This window comes from Actinomadura sp. 3N508 (assembly GCF_044326375.1).
GTDB lineage: Bacteria > Actinomycetota > Actinomycetes > Streptosporangiales > Streptosporangiaceae > Spirillospora.
In genome coordinates this window covers 26,426-43,868 of sequence record NZ_JBIRAX010000015.1, presented here as the reverse complement: position 1 = coordinate 43,868, position 17,443 = coordinate 26,426, and the positions used below count along the sequence as shown (strand labels likewise).

The window sequence follows — 17,443 nt, the reverse complement described above, 5'->3', positions numbered from 1 at the left end:
GGCGTCGGGGCCGAAGGCGGAGACGCTCAGCTTGGCTCGGCGGCCTGGATGGGCGTCCAGGATCCCGCGGACCATGACTCGTTGCTTGGCACCGTGGTGATGGACCGCCTGCTGGTAGTTGGCTTCGTCCAGGTCAAACCAGACGGTGCGACGACGGCGATCGATGATGGTCTCCATGCCGACTTCTCCACCTGACGCTTCGTCGTCGGCCTCATGGTGGAGATAGGTGATCCGTCCAAGAGAACGTGCTCTCTGGTTCTAGGCAGCTTCTTGAGCGTGTCGGCGATGTACTCGACGTTCTCCTTGGCCGCGCGGGGGAATGACACTTGCCCCGTCGCTCCCATGGGAGCCTGGGCTGCGCGTGACCAGTTGAAGGTCACGTCCAGTTCGGCGACGCTTTCCCGTGTCAGCGCAGTGTCGATGGCGTTGCAGAGTTCGCGTGATACACCGTCGTGGACAGCATCGGTGACGTCTTGTCGGCTGGGGCGCTGCTCTGAGCGGACTACTGCTATCTCGTGCAAAGTTTGGAGGGCGTCGGACATCGTGCTGGTCCCGCGTCGATCGAACAGAGACTCCTCCAGCCCGATGTCGAGTTCCTCTTGAGGATCGTCGCTGACCGGCGGTGCCGGCACGGCCTTGCTGATGATGGGGAGGATGTAGGAGCCGCGTTGCGTCTGCCCTAGCCGCACGTTTAGCAGGTGTTCCCTGGCCCTGACCGGCATTGAACTCCCGAAGCTGCCCTGGCGGCGGATGGTGGCGGCAGCGGACGCCTTGATGAGCCGTTGTGCTGTTTGGAAGAGGCGCAGACCGGTGTGGAAGGGGATGGTGCCGTCGAGCAGGTCTGGATGAGTGGCGCGGACTCGTGTGATGTCGTGAAAGACCAGCGAGATGTCGTCTTCGATTTCGTGTACGGCCCGGTGCTCAGCCCTGGCCAAATCCTCGAAGAGGATGGTGACTCGTCTTGGGTAGTCGCTGGCTGTCGTGATCAGCGGTACCAGCAGGCCATCATGCGGCCTGCGGTCATGGCTCCAAAGCTGGGCCAGCGGTCCGCTCTCGGAAGGCCTCCACCCTTCGAAGCGGAGGTAGGCCGTGATCTCCTCAGGGTCCCACACTGGGGTTCAGGTCTGGCGTCATGCCGCCTCGCCCTCGTCGTGCCCCTGTCGTATCCGCCACAGAGACTCCCCGAACATATGTTTGAGGGTTTCGCTTGTCAACGGCTGTGAGCGAGGGAGGTGAACGGCGGTCGTCGAATTGCCGGCAGGCGCCGGTTCGTCCTGGAGCTTTGCCCAATAGCCGTGACATGCCATGAGCATGCGAGTCGGTTCGTGGAGAACCCAGTCGCCGAGGTCAGTGGGGACAACGACGAGTGCCAGATAGCCAGGAGCGGATCGGTGGGGATCGCGCAACTTGTTGAACGTGGCCACGTCGAGGTCGTAGACGAAGTCGTCGCCGGCAGTGCGCGGGCTTTGCGTGCATTTCAGCTGGAGGTCGACCATGAGCCCTTCGGAGTGGAGCGTAACGTCCACACCGTCCTTGTCTTGGTTCCAGCGTCCTATGGTGTACCCGCCGCGGGTAGCGATGGCCAGGATTAGGCGTTGCTGAGGTGCTCTTTCTGCCAGCTCGCCGCCTCCGCCACGCTGCTCTGCCTTTCGGGACGCGTCACCACATGCTGCGCACTCCACCACATGTTTACCCAAGTTGACTGTGCTGTAGAAGATGTCGGATCAGCAAGGGGGCCCGCTCGGATCGTCCCGCCCGCCTCTCAAGAGCAAGGCAGCCACCGAGGCCGTTCTCCACGAGTTTGTCCTGGGCCACCTGGATCATGAGGAGGCGGGGCTCACCCATCACTGCGAGCAGGCCATCCGGAATACGACCGCAGCATCACGGGCTGCGCACCTCCGGGCTGACCTTCTACCCCGGTGTCGTCGTCGGCCCCGGGGGACGCCAGTTCCTGCTCACCGATCCCCTGGGCAACCTCATCGAGCCCTTTGCCCCCGATTCCCTCCCGTGAGAGACCACACCGGCCGGGACTGAGTGCAAGAGAGGCATGCAGTGGTCAGCAGATCGGTGGGGACGGCGCAACTTGTTGAACGTGGCTACGTCAAGGTCGTAGACGGCTTCGACCGCTGATCCGAGCGGCAAGCGCCGGGCTTCGCACGGTTCGCACGGTCGATCTGACTTCACTTGGCCTGGTCCTCCAACCGGGGAACGGGTTGGTCGGTGTAGAGCTTGGCCTGAGTGCGGAACATTCGTCGGTATTGGGTGTCGGAGCTCATGAGTTGAGCGTGGGTGCCTTCCTCGATGATTCGGCCGTTTTGGAGAACGAGGATGCGGTCGGCGTGCTGGACGTTGGCGAGCCGGTGAGTGACCAGGATGGTGTGGCGGTGGCGTCCGTTGTGGCGGGCGGCTGCAGTCAGTCCGTCGAAGACCTTGGCCTCGGCGTAGGCATCCAGGGCGGCGGTGGGCTCGTCGGCGACCAGGACGTCGCCGTCACGGTAGATGGCCCGGGCGATGCCGAGGCGCTGCCACTGGCCGCCGGAAAGGTCCTGCCCCTCGGTGAACTCCCGGGACAACACCGTCTGGTGGCCGTGCGGCAGGGAGTCGAGCACTTGGTCGACGCTGGACAGAGTGATCGCGTTGTTCCAGCGCGTGTGATCGGGGTCGGTGGCCTCCAGCCGCCCGGCGCGCACGTTGGTCTCCGCGGTCATGGGCCATTGTGCGGGCTGTTGGGCGATGACGGCGACCCGGGAGTGCACCGAGTCCGTGGCGGCGTGGGCGAGGGCGACGCCGTCCCAGCAGACGATTCCCTCGGTGGCAGGGAACAGGCCTGTGATCACTTTGCCGAGGGTGGTCTTGCCCGAGCCGTTCTCGCCTACAAGCGCAGTCACCTCGCCTGCCTTGAGTGTCAGCTCGATGTCGGTCAGAGCTGGAGTGTCTTGTCCGGGATAGGTGAACGAGACGCCTCGCAGCTGGATCGTCTCGGGCGCCCGGGTGATCCGCTCATCGCCGCCCGCGCGCTCCCGCTCGGCGGCTGCCTCCACGAGACGCTGGAGGAAATCGAGATAGAACGAGTCCTCGTACAGGCGGTTGATCGCTTGGACGGAGCCCGACAGGGAGCTGGAGACGGTTCGCATGGCGATCAGCGCGCTCCCGGCCAGTGCCAATGCCAGCGCTCCCGAGTAGAGCAACGCGCCCAACACCACGTAGGCCAGCGCAGTGCCGAAGCCCACGAGCACACGGCCGATCAGGCGGATCACTGACTGGCGTCGTTCCATGCGCAGTGCCACCTTCATCTGGTCGGTGGCGACCCGGCGGTACTCCTCCAGAAGGGACTCCTGCAGGGTGCAGGCGTGGCGTTCTACTGCGCCGTCCCGGCCGGTGAGCAGCCTGCCCACGACGAACATGCGCATCTGGTGGACCGCATTGCCAAGGAAGGTTTCATAGCGCAGCTTGGCAACCCGCATCGCCGCCCAGCCATCAGCCACGGCTACCAGCAGCAGGGTCGGGACCAGCCAGACGTTCAGCACCGCCACCGTCACGAGTGCGGCCGCCAGTGCGACGCTTCCCGCCAGTACGTCGCCCACGCCGCGCACGCCGGACTCGACCGCTTGGACGCCGCGGCGGCCTCCCTGGCGTACCAGTTCACGGAAGCTCGCGTCTTCGAAGGCGATCAGATCCACCTGCGACACTGCGCCGTGGACCTCCAGGTCTGCCTCGCGAACTGCACGCGGCGTCAACGCCCCGCGCACCGCCTCAACGGCCGATGTCAGGCCGCCGCGCGTCGCGTAAGCCGCGATCACCAGTCCCAGAGCCGGCAGGGCGTTCTTCACCCGGTCCGGTGTCGGTCCTTCGCGTAGCAGGGCGCCGAACACGTCGCCGGTCGCCAGGAGGCCGAACGATGTCACCACGCCCGAGGCGCAGTAGAGGAAGGCAGCCAGCAAGGACAAGCCGGGGGAGGCGCGCCAGGTGAGCCGCACCAGGACGGCGACCGTGCCAGGGATCGCCCGGAGGGTTCGCCATCCACTGGCGGCGGCGGCGTTTTCTCTCGCCTTGGCCCAGTCCGGTTGGCGCATGCCTTCGACGCCCACCAGCGGGGGAGAGGGATCGTGGGTTGAACGCACAGCTTTTTCAGGCACAGCAGCAGACGTGCTCACAACAAGCCTTCCAGCTCGGGCACTCGTCCACTGCACCAGCAGTTACCGCGCGTTGCGCGGCTCTATCGCCACCTCAAGGATCCTCGGTGTCCTCGATGAAGTCAAACGCGCAGCAACCCATTCACCGGCAAGGAAACGGGACGCGGCGAACGAACGTTGGATCACGAAGGAGCTCCATCGAGGTGGGGGTCGGTTTACGAACATTGTTCGAGTGAAGTACGGTGTTCTGGACACTGAATAAAATAGCCGAGGGATTTCTGTGGACCCTGAGGTGGACATGCCGCTGCCCCCAGGACGTAAGCGTCGCGTAAAGGCGCCCCCGGGTCGGCCTCTCACTGTCGATCTGATCGTAGATACCGCGCTACAGTTGCTGGTCTCCGAGGGCCTGGACGCGATCAGCATGCGCAAGGTGGCGAAGGAGTTCGACACCGGACCCGCCTCGCTTTACGCGCATGTGTCGGACAAGGACGAACTCTTGGAATTGCTCCTCGACAAGATCGCCGGGCAGGTCACCCTGCCCGAGCCCGATCCAGATCGGTGGCAGGAGCAACTCAAGGACCTGGCCCGCGAGATCCGGAAGGTGTGGGGCGAACACAAGGACATCGCTCGGGCCTTCGTCGGGCGGTTTCCTGTCGGCCCCAATCAACTGCGCGTCGCCGATACCCTCCTGGGCGTCCTGCGGGCCGGCCGGATACCGCCCAAGGTCGCCGTGTATGCGGTGGACGTTCTCGGGCGGTATGTGAACGCCGAGACCCTGGCCAGCACCGGGCCGGCCTTCCAGGTCGAGCCAGGGAAGGATCCCGAGCGGTCGGCTCAGGAGTACACGGCGCGGATCGCTGACTACCTTCGTGCCCTGCCCCCTCAGCGCTACCCGCACATCGTGGACATGGTCGACCAACTTCTCGGACAAGACAGTGACCAACGGTTCGAGTTCGGTCTCAACCTGCTGGTGCAGAGCTTTGCGTCCTACGCGGGGAAGGAAGACTGAGGTTCAATCGCGGCGGCACGGCGAGTGTCTAGCTCGTTCTGCATGCGCTCGGCGTCACGGCGGTACGTCCAGTAGGCCGGAGTAAGAACGGCTGCGTTCACCAGCATTAGCACGACGAAGACCCAGAAGAAGACCGCCTTGAGACCGATCACGTCACCGACCCAGCCCGCCGCGAAGCTGTAGCCGGCCCACGCAATCGCCTCGAAGATCGAAAGGTAGATCGCGAACGCGGCGCCCCGCAGTTCGGGCGGTACAACCGCCATCACCATCGGCCGGTTGACGCCTGGATTGACACCGACCATCACTCCCATCAGGCCAAAGAAGAACCCGAACACCCAAATGGTGTGGCCGTGCGAGAACTGCGTTCCGAAGAACGCTACAACCGCGAACGCGACTTGGGCTGTCTGCAGAACCAGGACCAGGCCGTAGCGGGGACTGAGACGGACGGCCCCGTCAGCCGACGCGCCTCCAAGCAGGTTCCCGACAAAGTAGCCGATGCCGAGCGGCATGAGCGCTATTGACGCAGTGGCGGTGGAGAAGCCGTAGACATCCGTCAGGAACACTACGCCGAAGGTGCTGATCAGTAGCTGGCCGGACAGTATTCGGGAGCTCAGGAGGATTAGGAAGGTCGGGATGCGGAAAAGCGCACGGACTTGCGACCACGTGACCCGGGAACGCTTGGCGCGCACCGTCCGGTCAAGGTCAGCTAGCTGCCGTTCCGCTGCGCCGGTGCCCGGATCACGGAACCACGCCCACAAGGCCAGGCCAATCAGCACATTGAACGCACCAATGCCCCACAACCCCCACCGCCACCCGTCGTCGGTCTTGGAGAGCAGACCACTGACCGGAGCGAGGGAGGCGGCGGCGAGCGCGATAGCCCCGTGCACCAAGCCGACCGCGCGGCCCCTCGCCGAGGCATCGAACAGGTCCCCGATGACTTCCGTGATAAGCGGATAGGCTGCCGCGTAACCTGCGGCCAGAACGGTGTAGAGGATGAGCAACTGGGTGAAGTTCTGGGCGAACCCGGTGGCGACACCCCAGATCCCCCAGAGCCCGGTGGCGAGCACCAGCACGCCCTTGCGCGACCAACGCCTCGCGACCCATACCCAGAACGGACCGGCGACCGTCCCGACTAGTTTGCTCGCAGCGATCAGCACACCGAGTGCCTCGAGCGACAGCCCAAGACTGTGCCGGATGACCGGAAAGAGCGCGGAGACAAGACTGCTCTCGGTGCTGTCGACGAGCATGGCGCCGCCAAGCAAGGTGAGCTGTCGCTTCCTCCCGGCTACTCGGGGTGGAGATTCAGCTGACTGGATGGAGGTCTTGAAGGGATTGTGAGTCTGAAACATGCCGACAGCATCATGGGGGGCGTTGATGATGGCCTCCGAAGCAAGATCATGGTCCCTGGCTACACGTTCCCGGAAAGCCGCACGGGGAGTTCCTCCAGGCCCCGCATCATGGTGCTGAACCGCCATTTCAGCTCGTCGGCGTCGATGGCCAGGCCCATTTCTGGGAACCTCTCGAAGAGCTTGCTCAGGATGACCTCTCCTTCCAGCCTGGCCAGCGGAGCCCCGATGCAGTGGTGGATGCCGTGGCCGAAGGCGAGGCTCTTGGAGTTCGCCCGCCTGATGTCGAACCGGTTCGGATCCTCGTACCGCTCCGGGTCTCGGCACACGGAGAGAAGGCAGATGGTGACGAACTCTCCCTGCGGGATCTTCACGTCCCCGACGACGATCGGCTCGGTCGTGAATCTCCAGGTCGAGCTCACGTTCGGACCGTCGAAACGAAGGATCTCCTCGACGGCCGAAGGCCACAGTGAGGGGTCGGACGCCAACAGCGCTCGCTGGTCGGGATGCTCGAATAGGGCGAGCGCCCCGTTCCCGATGAGGTTCACGGTCGTCTCATGCCCGGCGACCATCAGGACGTACGCCATCGACATCAGCTCCGTCCCGTTCAGCTGATCGCCGTCATCGCTTGTGTGGATGAGTGCGCTGAGCAGGTCATCGGCGGGATCGGAGCGCTTGGCGGCTATGAGCCGGCCAAGGTACTCCACCACCTCGGATCCGGCGTCGCGCACATTGTCGCTAGAGGTACCGGAGACGAGCAGGTTGGAGCGCTTTCGAAACCACTCCCGGTCGGTGAGCGGGACACCGAGGAGTGAGCAGATGACGGTGAAGGGCAGCGGGAACGCCAGCTCCCCCATGAGGTCGATCTGTGTTCGGCGAGAGACGGAGCCGAGGAGTTCGTCGGCCAGATCCGAGATCTGGGGACGCATTTCGCGTACCCGTCGGGCAGTGAAGACCTTGGCCACCAGCCGGCGGAGGCGGGTGTGATCCGGCGGGTCACTGTCGAGCATGTGCTCGGCGAGTTCACGCGGGAACTGGCGTCTTGACCCGCTCTCGCGGAGGAACTCCGCACGCTTGTCGGGGTCGGTGAAGTTCTTCTCCAGCAGCCCGTACCCGATGCGCATGTTCTTGCTGAGGCGGGGGTCGGCGAGGAGCTCCCGGCCGTCCTCGTAGCGGGTGACGATCCATTTCTTCAGACCGTTCGGCTGGGCGACACAATGGGCCGCCGCCGAACGCCGGAGCTCGGCCAGCCGAGGGTAGGGGTCGCGCATGAACTCCTCATCGAAGAGTTCGAGCGGGGATGTGGGGGAGGAGAGACCCGTCATTCTGCGGCACACCTTTCCGTTACGCCTGGGGGAGATGGTGGGCTGGACGGATGGGGATGCCGACCCGCTGGAGGCCCGCGTAGTCGACAACTTCCCAGTGCTCGACGACCTTCAGGTTTTCCAGGCGGAACAGGTCCGAGGTACGCATCCTGAGCCTTTTGCCGGTTGGGTGGCGGCCCTGCGTGTAGCCGGTGAAGGTGCCGCGCCAGGTCGCGAAGACCATGACGTGGTCGCTGCGGGCCAGGATGTGATCGACGGTCACCGACAGATCCGGATACCGCTCGAAGTTCCCGGCGAAGTAGTCCTTGAACGCTTCGATCCCGCTGGGAACGGCGGGCATCTGGAAGTTGTGATGCACGTAGTCCTTTTCATAGAAGTCGTCGGCGCGGTGGAGGAGATGCTGAGTCATCACCTCCCTGTATGCGGCCAGGACGACCCGTGCGTTCGCTTTCTCCTCCGACAGATGCTCTCCGCGCAGAAGATCGCTGGAGGGGTGCCCGGACCGTCTGGGCGCGAGGCCGAACTCCCCGAGTTCGCAGTAGTCGACGACCGCGCCATGCTCGACGACCTTGTCGTCACGCAGCCGGAACAGCTCGCTGGTGTACAGCTTCAGTTCGCGTGAATCGTCCTCTCGATGAACTCCCGTCCAGGTGAAGAACGACATGACGTGGTCCTGGTCGGCCAACGACAGTCCGACCGTTACTTCGAGGTCAGAGAACACGCTGCGGAAATCTCGCCAGAACTCGGAGATGTCGGCGCCGACTCTGGGGTCGTGTTCCTTCAGGTGGTCGGCGTAGTACTTGGGGATCAACTCGGTGCGGCCCTGGTTGTGGACATCCTCGACCAGGCGCTTGACGGTGTCGAGATTCCTTTTCTCGTGCATGCTCACCAGGCCTGGCATTCGGCGACCAGAGCCACCAACGGGTCCATCGCGCTGAGCTTGTGTCCCCAGGAGTAGAGGACCAGTTCGTCGACACCGACGTCCGCATAGGAACGGGCGGTCTCGCGTAGTTCGGCGACGTCCACGACCAGGCCGTTGACGATCTGATCGGTGTAAGGCTGGACCGCCTCGTAGTACGCCCGCATGTTCTGCCTGCCGGTGGCCAGCTCGGCCTCGTCCCCGAGGGCGAAGTCGACCTGGGCGAGAAAGCGTGGCCTGCCCTCGCGCCCCTCGTTTCGCCACTCCTTCTCGACGGAGCGGAACTGCTGTTCGGCGACGGCGGCGGTCGGCCCGGAACTGATGTATCCGTCGCCGAAGCGCGCGATCCGTCGGTGGGTCGCGGGCTTGAATCCGCCGATGAGCAGCTCGGGTCCACCGCCGATCGGAGCGGGGCCCGCGAAGGGCTCACCGCTGCGGGAGGGCTCTCCGGACCAGGTGGCGCGCATCGCAGCCAACTGCTCATCGAGTCTGGCGCCGCGGCGGTGGAAGTCCTGCCCCACCGCGGTGTAGTCGTCCTTTCGGATGCCCACGCCTACGCCCAAAGAGAGCCGGCCGCCGGTGAGCCGATCGAGCGTCGCCGCCTGCTTGGTCAGCAACGCCGTTTCGCGAAGGGGGGCGAGCAAGATGTTGGTCTGCAGCCGGATCCGCGACGTCGCCCCGGCCAGCGCGGACAGTGTGATCAAGGGTTCGGGGTTGTCGTAGACAAGCCTGTCGAGCAGGCAGACCGTGGAGAATCCGTAGTATTCGGCCCACTTTGCCCACTCGGGCAGTTCTTCCGGCGGGGCGGCGATGGGCAGGCCAAGCGCGATCTTCATGTGGGTCTCCCAGGACACGGAAGTGTTCGGAACTTGCTAGGGCTTGCGCGCTACCAGAGCCAGGGCGACCGCGTCGGTGCCGACCTCGTCCGGTGGGTCGTCCGCGCACGGACGCCAGAGCGGAACCGGCGTGACACCCGGCTCGATGATGTCCAGCCCGGAGCAGAGCGAACGAAGGGCTGCGGCGTCCCGCCAGCGGATCGCGTCGCTGACCCGCTCCTTGTACTGCTCGGTCGCCTCAGGAGCGGGTGGTCCGGTCTCGTCGCTCCGGTGCATGATCCCGGCGTGTGAGATCACGAGGAAACTGCCCGGGGCCAGGTGGGCGAGATACTGGTCCAGGACCTTGCGAGGGTGGTCCTGATCCGGGACGAAGTGCAGGATCGCCGCCAGGACGAGCGCGATCGGCCTGTCCGGATCGAGCATCGCCCGCACCTCGGGATTCGTGAGGATCTCGCCCGGTCGCAGGAAGTCTCCCTGGATCGACGTGGCCCGCGGCTCGTCCGCGAGAATCGCCCGGCCATGGGAGACGGCGACGGGGTCGATGTCGACATACACCACCCGGCTGGACGGGTTGCACTCGAGGGCGACTTCGTGAACGTTTCCCTCGGTGGGAATGCCTGCGCCGATGTCCAGAAACTGGTCCACTCCCAGTGAGCTCAGCTCGCGGACCGCTCGCCTGAGAAACGCGCGGTTGGAGCGCAACGTCATCGGGAGAACGGGGTTCTCGCTCTCCAGGCGTTCGGCGATCACACGGTCGACGGGAAGGTTGTGCGTCCCGCCGACCCAGTAGTCGTAGACCCTGGCAATGCTCGGAGTGTCGAGATCGATATCCGGCGGTGCCCAATCTGGACGGATCACGGTCTGCTCCTTCGATGTGTTTGCTGGTCCGATGGCCAGTCTTCGGGGACGAGATCGACTACAGCTCGACTGCGACTTGAGTCAGCTTTCCGGTGTCTGCCGGGTGCCGGGCCCTGACCGCGTAGGCCGCGTTCGGGCGTGCGGTCAGGGCCCGGACTGGTCCTGTAGTCAGCCTTGCGACCGGGCGCGACGTGGCAGGGCGAAGGCGAGCGCGAACGCTGTCGCCGCCGCGGCCGCGGAGACCAGGCTCGTCTCGGTGAGCGCGGAGACATGACGGTCGTGCCCGGCGAGCTCGAAGTACAGCGTGGTGATGGTGGCGATGCCCAGCGCACCGCCGAGCTGCTGCACTGCCGAGAGGGTGCCGGACGCCGAACCGACTTCGCTGTCGGAGACCGCGCCGAGGATCACTCCGAACAGCGGACCGAACACGGTCCCGAGACCAAGTCCGAGGACCAGCGCTCCCGGAGTGAACGTCCAAGCGTCCAGCGTCCCGGCGAGGTACGAGGCTGCGGACAGCAGGGCGAAGCCGCCCACGACGGTCAGGAGGCCGGCGAGAAGGAGCCGCCGGCCGAAGCGGTCGGTCAATGAGCGCGTCGCAATGGAGGCGATGACGATGCCACACGTCAATGGCAGCCCGACCAGGGCCGTTCGCAGCGCGGAGTAGTGCAGCCCGACCTGGAAGTACAGGCTGGACACGAAGAGGAAGCCGACCAGCACGCAGAAGAAGATCATGACGACGCCGATGCCGATCAGGAACGTGCGGTTCGACAGCAGGCTGGACTCGATGACGGGCGTGCGCTTAGTGCGGTGTTCGTAGCGGACGAAGACACCGAAGAAGAACAGCCCGCCGACCAGCAGACCGAACATCCATGCGGGCCACCCTTGCTCGCGCCCCTGCACGAGGGGGTAGATCGTCAGCGTGGTAGCGATCGCGACGAGTGCAACGCCGAGCAGATCGAGCCTGATTATGATCCGGTCCTGGTCGCGCGGGACGAACAGCATCGCGCCGACCAGCGCGAGGATTCCGAGCGGCAGGTTGATCGCGAAGATCATGCGCCAGCCGGAGCCAAGGAAGTCGGCTCCGATCAGGGTGCCCGCCAGTAGAGGTCCGCCGACCGTCGCCAGTCCGATGGCGGGAGCGAAGGTGGCGAAGGCGGCCCCCAGCTCCCGGCGCGGGAACACTGAGCGGACGATTCCGAAGCTCTGCGGGACCAGCAGGGCGGCGGAGATGCCCTGCGCCACTCGCGCGCCGATCAAGATCAGCGGCGTGGGCGCGAGCGCGCAGGCCAGGGACGCGACGGTGAAGCCGAGGATACCGAGAAGGAACAGGCGACGCCGCCCGTAGATGTCACCCAGTCGACCGCCCATGATCAGCAGGACCGCGAACGGCAGGATGTAGCCGGCGGACAGCCACTGGATCGTCGCCTCTCCACCGCCGAGATCACTCTGGATGGACGGGCCCGCGACGCTGATGACGGTGCCGTCGAGCTGGTTGATGATGGCTGCGCAGATCATGACGGCGAGGACGAGCCACCGCCACCGATATGGCTGCGTGATCGCCTCAGCGGCCTGCTGAGAGCCGGCTTGCCGTACGCCTCCGGAGCCCGGAGGCGAGGCGTCGGCGTTCAGTCTGTTTTCGGGCACAGGAAAACTCCCTGCCACCCCTATGACGACCGATCGCTCTGACAGCACCGACCCGTTCCCCCACTGTGGCGTACTTCAAGGGAACGTGACCAAGACGCGGCGACTATACATCACGCCGCGGCGCACGGTCAGCCGTCGAAGCGACCCCGTCCGTCGTGGTCTCGCCCTGGTCGAGCGAGTATCCAGCGAGGATCGAGGCGAGACCGGCACGGTGAGTTCGCCCCGTTCCCAGACGGCCAAGGCCGGGAGGAGCCATCACCATGCGCGTGATCCAGCACGACGAGTTCGGAGCACCGTCAGTCCTGCAGAACCGTGAGGCCGACGTGCCCGAACCGGGCCCCGGTGAGTTGTTGGTCCGCTGCGAGGCCATTGGCGTGGACTACGCGGCGGTCCAGCGTCGTCACGGGGTACCGATCGGTTTTCCGGTGAAGCTCCCCTCCATTCCGGGAGGGGATGTCGCCGGCCATGTCGTGGCCTCGGGTGAGGACGTGACGAACTTTCCGGAACGGATCGTCACGGAGGTGGGGGGCGGCGCGTATGCCGAGTACGTCGTGGTGGACGCCGAGCATGTGGTGCCGATCCCCAAAGGGCTGGATGCCGCCACGGCAGTGGCGCTGCTGACGCCGGGGCAGACCGCCTACCACGCGTTGACGGCGAGCGGCCGGTTGCAGCCCGGTGAGACGGTCCTGGTGAACGCCGCGAGCGGCGGGGTCGGCCACCTGGCCGTACAGCTCGCCAAGGAGATGGGTGCCGGGACGGTCATCGGGACCGCGAGCAGCCAGGCCAAGCTCGAGCTGGTCCGTTCGCTCGGAGCCGACCACGTAATCGACTACACGCGGGACGACTGGACCTCCCAGGTCCAGGCGGTGGCCGGCGACGGTGTCGACGTCATCCTGGAAGTCGTCGGGGGGAAGGTCCTCCGGCAGAGCGCGGAACTGCTGGCGCCGTTCGGCCGGATGGTGGTCTATGGATCGGCCTCCGGCGACGAAATCCCCCCGATGGACATCGATCTCAGGTCGATGAAGACGGTCACCGGCTTCAGCATCCATGCCATGTTGACCCGCCGCGCCGAGGCCGTCGGCCGAGGGTGGAACGACCTGCTCGCCATGGTCTCCAAGGGAAGTGTTCAGCCGCTGGTTAACCGAACCTTCGCCCTCGAGGAGGCGGCCCAGGCGCACACCCTGATGGAGGAACGCCGCCACACGGGCCGAGTCGTCCTCGTCCCTTGATCGTCAACCGTTCGCTCCCAGCAGCAACCAGAGGAAGGAACGCTCGTGATCCTGGTCGTCGGAGCCAGCGGCAACGTGGGACGGTACGTCGCGGAGGAACTCGCCCGGAGGGAGGCGCCGGCGAAGCTCGCCAGCAGATCCCCCGACGCCCGAGCCTGGCCGCCGAACGCCCAGGTGGTTCCCATGGACATGGCGGATCCGCCGTCGGTGACCCAGGCGCTTGACGGTGTCACGAAGGTCTTCCTCGTCGTTCCGGTATTCGCGCCGCCGCGGTTCGTGGAGGGCTTCATCAAGGCCGCTCGTCGTTCGGGGGTCCAGCGGATCGTCTACTTGTCATCCCTCTCCCTCGAGCCGATGCACCCGATCGCCGAGAAGCTCTGGGCGGACGTGAAGGCCGAACACGTTGCCGGTGAGGTGGAGATCCGCGCATCGGGAATCGCCCACACGTTCCTGCGGCCAGGGCCGTTCATGTCGAACGCGGTATTCCAATGGGCTGAGTCGATCCGCAGCGGAGGCGTCGTTCGACCCTGGTACGGAAACCACCCCGAGGCAGCCATCCATCCTCGAGATGTAGCTGAGGTGGGAGTCCGCGCGCTTCTCGAAGATGGGCACGGCGGGCGCGTCTATGACCTCACAGGCCCGCAGTTGATCTCCCCCGCCGAACAGGTGGGGCTGATCGGTGAGCTTCTTGGACGTCCGCTGCGCTTCGAGGAGGGATCGGCCACCGCGGTGAGGGAGACCGGCGCCAACAGAGAGCACATCGTGATCCCTCAAGGGATCATGCCGTGGTCCCGGGTTCGTCCGACACTGGAACAGGTTCTCGGCAGACAAGGGGCGACCTTCGAGCGGTGGGCATACGAGCACATCGAACTGTTCCGCTGAGCCTCGGGACAACACCGAGACCACAGGCTGAAGTCGACGCCGCTCCGGCAGGTCACCTGCCGGAGCGGCGTCGGCGTCCGCGGCCGGACGACAGATCACGCGCGATGAGCGACTCCTGCTCGGTGAACGGCTGGTCGGGGACCAGCCGTTCCGGACCGCCGGGGGGCGGAGCGTCGCGCGGGGGCGTGGCGTCAGCGAGTTCGGGAAATTCGTGCAGTGTTCCGCCCAAGACGTACATGCCGACCTGGGCGCAGCCGTCCAGCAGAACACGGACGCATCTTCGGCCGAACCCGCTCATGCCCGAGCCGCCCGAGCCGGCTCCGGTTCCTTGATCAGGATGGACACGGCGTCAAGGTAGACGCCGGCGACCGTGCCGCACTGGAGCCGGACTCGAGCGGGAAATGGACACGGGATTCCGGCCGATCGCCCGACGAGGTCGCTTCGAGAGGACTTCCAGACCGGGATCGCAGCATGGCCGTCGACTGCCCGCGTTCCAAGGAGACGCTCATGAGCGACACCCGGCTTGTCGGCACCTGGATCACCCGGCTCGACGACGACGGCAAGGAAGTACCTGGCCAGGTCCTGTTCACCAAGGATGGTGGCGTCGTCTCGACCCAGGTCAACACCAAGAACATTGGCCTGGGAACGTGGCGTTCCACCGGCCCGGACTCCTTCGAGTACGACTTCCGCATCCTCGCCGTCAACGACGAGGGCACGCACGTCGGAGAGGCCCGCGTGCATGTGGACGGCTCGTTCGTGTCCGACCTCTCATGGCATGGCACCGGCGGCGCCCAGTTCTTCAGCCCGCAGGGAGAGAAGCTGCGCGGCCACGACGGCTCGAAGGTGACGGCGGACAAGACAGGAGCTCCGAATGCGGCTCTCTGAACGCCTACGCGGCGACCTCGTCCGCAGGGAGGACGCGGGCTTCGAGCTGGCACGGCAGCTGCAGTGCACGGAGTACGACGTCGTCACTCCCCAGGCCATCGCCTACTGCGAAACCGAGGCGGACGTGCGGGCCTGTGTGCTGTACGCCCGTGAGATCGGGATTCCCGTGCACCTGCGCAGCGGTGGTCACAGCTTCGGAGGTTGGTCGACCGGCGAGGGCCTCGTCATCGACCTGTCCCGAATGGCTCACGTGGGTGTCGGCCGTGACACCGTTCGCCAGGGCGCGGGCACCCAGTCGCTCGACACGCTGGCTGCCCTCAAGCGACAGGGACGGCAGGTCATCACGGGAACCTTCCCGACGGTGGGAGCGGCCGGCTTCTACTCCGGGGGTGGCCTCGGCTGGCAGACGCGGGCCTTCGGCATGGGAAGCGATCGGATCGTCTCGGCACGCATGGTGCTCGCCAACGGGAGGCTCGCGCGGTGCTCGGCTGACGAAAACCCGGATCTGTTCTGGGCCTTGCGCGGGGGAGGCGGCGGCAATTTCGGAGTGATCACCGAGTTGGAGGTCCTGCCGATCGACGCACCCCTGCTGACGCCTTACGAAGCGGTCTGGGACTACGACGAGGCAGTCTCCGCGCTCACCGCATGGCAGGCGTGGTGTGCCGACGGGCCCGACGAACTCGGCTCCTCGCTGGTCGTGCTGCCCGGCATGTTCGATCCGGACGGCCGCCCGGTAGTGCGTGTCTGGGGCGTTCATCTCGGCCCCGTCGAGGACGTACAGCAGTGCTTGGACGGCCTCATCGAACAGGTCGGTGCCAAGCCGAGGAGTCAGGCCGTAGGGGAGCGCGCCGCATATGCGGACGTCATGCACGAGTCCTTGTGCGGCCCGAAGTCGGTCGCCCAGTGTCACCGCAGGGGCACCGGCCCCGAGGCGGAGGGCCACCGCCACCCTCACACCCGGCGCAGCTATCGATTGACGAACCGGCAGGCCGGCGAACGCGAATCGGCAGCGCTACTTGAGGCATGGGACCCGGAACGCGACGACGAACGCTACCTGCTGGGCATCGCCGTCGGCGGCGCCGCGAACCGGGTCGGCCGCTCTGAGACGGCCTACGTTCACCGGGAAGCGCGCTTCCTGATCGGCTACCAGTTCGCCTGCCGTGGCGAGGTCTCGGTGGACAAGGACGCTGAGCTCATAGATCGCGCCGATCGTGCTTCCACCGTCCTGGATCCGCTCGCCTGCGGCTCCTACATCAACTTCCCCAGTTCGCGGGTGCGTGAGGGATGGGAGTCCGACTACTACGGCGAGAACCACACACGGCTGGCCCAGGTCAAGGCGACCTACGATCCCGACGACTTCTTCCGGCACCAGCAGAGCATCAGTGTGGATCCGGCAATGGCGGGAGCGAGCGTCTGATGGAGATTCGCACACTTGACGGGGATGCCCCGGAGACGATCGCCACTTTGCTCCCGGGGTTCGCCGAGACCATGAAACTCGCCCTTCCGTCGGATCCGCCGGTGACCGCGGCGCTGCTTTCCCGTCTCTTCCAACGCCGCCACGGCACCGACCGGATCGTGCTCGCCGCCTATGACGGCGACCAGCCGGCCGGTGTCGTCAAGCTCGGCCTCGACCTGACCGACCCGCGTGGTCCGGGGCACGGATCACTGTGGGTCTTCCCCGGCTTCCGGCGCCGCGGCGCCGGACGGGCGCTGGCCGAGGCGGCACGGGCGGAGCTGCGGAGCAGAGGTCGCGGCGACTTGCTGGTCGACGCTCCGCACGGCGAGGAGGCAGAGCGGTTCGCTGGCGCGTTGGGGGCAAAACAGATCAGCCGGACCGCACGAAACCGGCTGATGCTGAACGAATCCGCCCGTGACGCTCTCAAGGATCTCGCCCGTCCCGTGCAGGGCTACCGCCTGCGACGCTGGACAGGCGCCTGTCCGGAAGACCTCGTCGCCTCCTACGCGAGCGCTTGGGGGAGGCTCGACCAGAACGTCAACGGTCGTGCCCGGCCGAACGATCCCCAACCGGACGATGTGCGGGCGAGAGAGGCCGAGGCTGTGCGTGCGGGGCACCGCGAGCACGTCGTGGCGGTTCTACGTGACAAGGACGACCAGGTCGTCGCCTACGGCACGCTCTTCGTACGTGACAGTCCGATGGCCGACGTCGGAGAGACGGTGGTTCTCCCTCACCTGCGGCGCCGTGGCATCGGCCTCTGGCTGAAGGCGGAACTGCTGCTCACGGCCGCCCAGGAGAACGAGCGTCTCGCGCTCGTTCAAGTGTTCAACGACACCACCAACACGGCGGTTCTCGGGCTCAACGCCAAGCTCGGCTTCAAGACCGACTCCCACTGGACGACCTACTCCCTGGAAACCTGAA

Annotated in this window: 16 protein-coding genes; 6 read left to right on the top strand and 10 right to left on the bottom strand. The window is 65.9% G+C overall.

What is annotated here, in order from left to right; genetic code table 11:
- Positions 1 to 26: 26 nt before the first annotated feature.
- The 3 genes from ACH34S_RS37570 to ACH34S_RS37560 all read right to left on the bottom strand — a co-directional run bounded on the left by ACH34S_RS37570 (position 27) and on the right by ACH34S_RS37560 (position 4,088).
- A complete protein-coding gene (locus ACH34S_RS37570) occupies positions 27 to 1,112 on the bottom strand; it encodes a hypothetical protein (protein WP_395957668.1) in 1,086 nt (361 codons plus the stop codon).
- A gap of 18 nt (positions 1,113 to 1,130) precedes the next feature.
- On the bottom strand, positions 1,131 to 1,682 hold the full coding sequence (locus tag ACH34S_RS37565) for a DUF4365 domain-containing protein (RefSeq protein WP_395957743.1): 552 nt from the start codon (positions 1,680 to 1,682) through the stop codon (positions 1,131 to 1,133).
- A 498-nt stretch (positions 1,683 to 2,180) separates the two neighbouring features.
- Positions 2,181 to 4,088 carry an ABC transporter ATP-binding protein gene (locus tag ACH34S_RS37560; RefSeq protein WP_395957667.1) on the bottom strand — a complete coding sequence of 636 codons (1,908 nt, stop codon included), beginning with the start codon at positions 4,086 to 4,088 and terminating at the stop codon, positions 2,181 to 2,183.
- Positions 4,089 to 4,431: 343 nt separating this feature from the next.
- On the opposite strand from ACH34S_RS37560, the gene ACH34S_RS37555 reads away from it, so the two are divergent.
- On the top strand, positions 4,432 to 5,142 hold the full coding sequence (locus ACH34S_RS37555; RefSeq protein ID WP_395957742.1) for a TetR/AcrR family transcriptional regulator C-terminal domain-containing protein: 711 nt from the start codon (positions 4,432 to 4,434) through the stop codon (positions 5,140 to 5,142).
- Here ACH34S_RS37555 and ACH34S_RS37550 read toward each other — a convergent pair.
- The 6 genes from ACH34S_RS37550 to ACH34S_RS37525 form a co-directional block, all read right to left on the bottom strand.
- Positions 5,121 to 6,389, bottom strand: a complete 1,269-nt coding sequence (locus ACH34S_RS37550; protein ID WP_395957666.1) for an MFS transporter — start codon at positions 6,387 to 6,389, stop codon at positions 5,121 to 5,123. The genes ACH34S_RS37555 and ACH34S_RS37550 overlap by 22 nt on opposite strands.
- Positions 6,390 to 6,550: 161 nt before the next feature.
- Positions 6,551 to 7,813, bottom strand: a complete 1,263-nt coding sequence (locus ACH34S_RS37545) for a cytochrome P450 (RefSeq protein WP_395957665.1) — start codon at positions 7,811 to 7,813, stop codon at positions 6,551 to 6,553.
- Positions 7,814 to 7,832: 19 nt separating this feature from the next.
- A complete protein-coding gene (locus tag ACH34S_RS37540) occupies positions 7,833 to 8,696 on the bottom strand; it encodes an ester cyclase (RefSeq protein WP_395957741.1) in 864 nt (287 codons plus the stop codon).
- A 2-nt stretch (positions 8,697 to 8,698) separates the two neighbouring features.
- The gene (locus ACH34S_RS37535; RefSeq protein ID WP_395957664.1) at positions 8,699 to 9,568 is read right to left on the bottom strand and encodes an LLM class flavin-dependent oxidoreductase; all 870 of its coding nucleotides are present in this window, start codon (positions 9,566 to 9,568) and stop codon (positions 8,699 to 8,701) included.
- Positions 9,569 to 9,604: 36 nt separating this feature from the next.
- Positions 9,605 to 10,426 (bottom strand): SAM-dependent methyltransferase, encoded by an 822-nt coding sequence (locus ACH34S_RS37530; RefSeq protein WP_395957663.1) that lies wholly within the window; start codon positions 10,424 to 10,426, stop codon positions 9,605 to 9,607.
- 168 nt (positions 10,427 to 10,594) lie between these two features.
- Positions 10,595 to 12,118 carry an MFS transporter gene (locus tag ACH34S_RS37525; protein WP_395957662.1) on the bottom strand — a complete coding sequence of 508 codons (1,524 nt, stop codon included), beginning with the start codon at positions 12,116 to 12,118 and terminating at the stop codon, positions 10,595 to 10,597.
- A gap of 212 nt (positions 12,119 to 12,330) precedes the next feature.
- Here ACH34S_RS37525 and ACH34S_RS37520 point away from each other — a divergent pair, with 212 nt between their 5' ends.
- Together ACH34S_RS37520 and ACH34S_RS37515 are read left to right on the top strand one after the other, a co-directional pair.
- Entirely contained in the window at positions 12,331 to 13,299 is a 969-nt protein-coding gene (locus ACH34S_RS37520; RefSeq protein WP_395957661.1) for a zinc-binding alcohol dehydrogenase family protein, read from the top strand.
- Positions 13,300 to 13,344: 45 nt separating this feature from the next.
- Positions 13,345 to 14,181 carry an NAD(P)H-binding protein gene (locus tag ACH34S_RS37515; protein ID WP_395957660.1) on the top strand — a complete coding sequence of 279 codons (837 nt, stop codon included), beginning with the start codon at positions 13,345 to 13,347 and terminating at the stop codon, positions 14,179 to 14,181.
- Positions 14,182 to 14,233: 52 nt separating this feature from the next.
- Here the strand turns inward: ACH34S_RS37515 and ACH34S_RS37510 are convergent, their stop codons facing one another.
- Positions 14,234 to 14,479, bottom strand: coding sequence for a DUF6059 family protein (locus ACH34S_RS37510; protein WP_395957659.1), 246 nt, complete (start codon positions 14,477 to 14,479; stop codon positions 14,234 to 14,236).
- Between the two features lie 209 nt (positions 14,480 to 14,688).
- Between ACH34S_RS37510 and ACH34S_RS37505 the strand changes: the two genes are divergently transcribed.
- The 3 genes from ACH34S_RS37505 to ACH34S_RS37495 are packed head-to-tail and all read left to right on the top strand — an operon-like array spanning position 14,689 to position 17,442.
- The gene (locus tag ACH34S_RS37505; protein ID WP_395957658.1) at positions 14,689 to 15,066 is read left to right on the top strand and encodes a hypothetical protein; all 378 of its coding nucleotides are present in this window, start codon (positions 14,689 to 14,691) and stop codon (positions 15,064 to 15,066) included.
- On the top strand, positions 15,053 to 16,483 hold the full coding sequence (locus tag ACH34S_RS37500; RefSeq protein WP_395957657.1) for an FAD-binding oxidoreductase: 1,431 nt from the start codon (positions 15,053 to 15,055) through the stop codon (positions 16,481 to 16,483). The genes ACH34S_RS37505 and ACH34S_RS37500 overlap by 14 nt, the downstream gene beginning before the upstream one ends.
- Entirely contained in the window at positions 16,483 to 17,442 is a 960-nt protein-coding gene (locus ACH34S_RS37495; protein WP_395957656.1) for a GNAT family N-acetyltransferase, read from the top strand. Before ACH34S_RS37500 ends, ACH34S_RS37495 begins: the two co-directional genes overlap by 1 nt.
- Position 17,443: the final 1 nt, after the last annotated feature.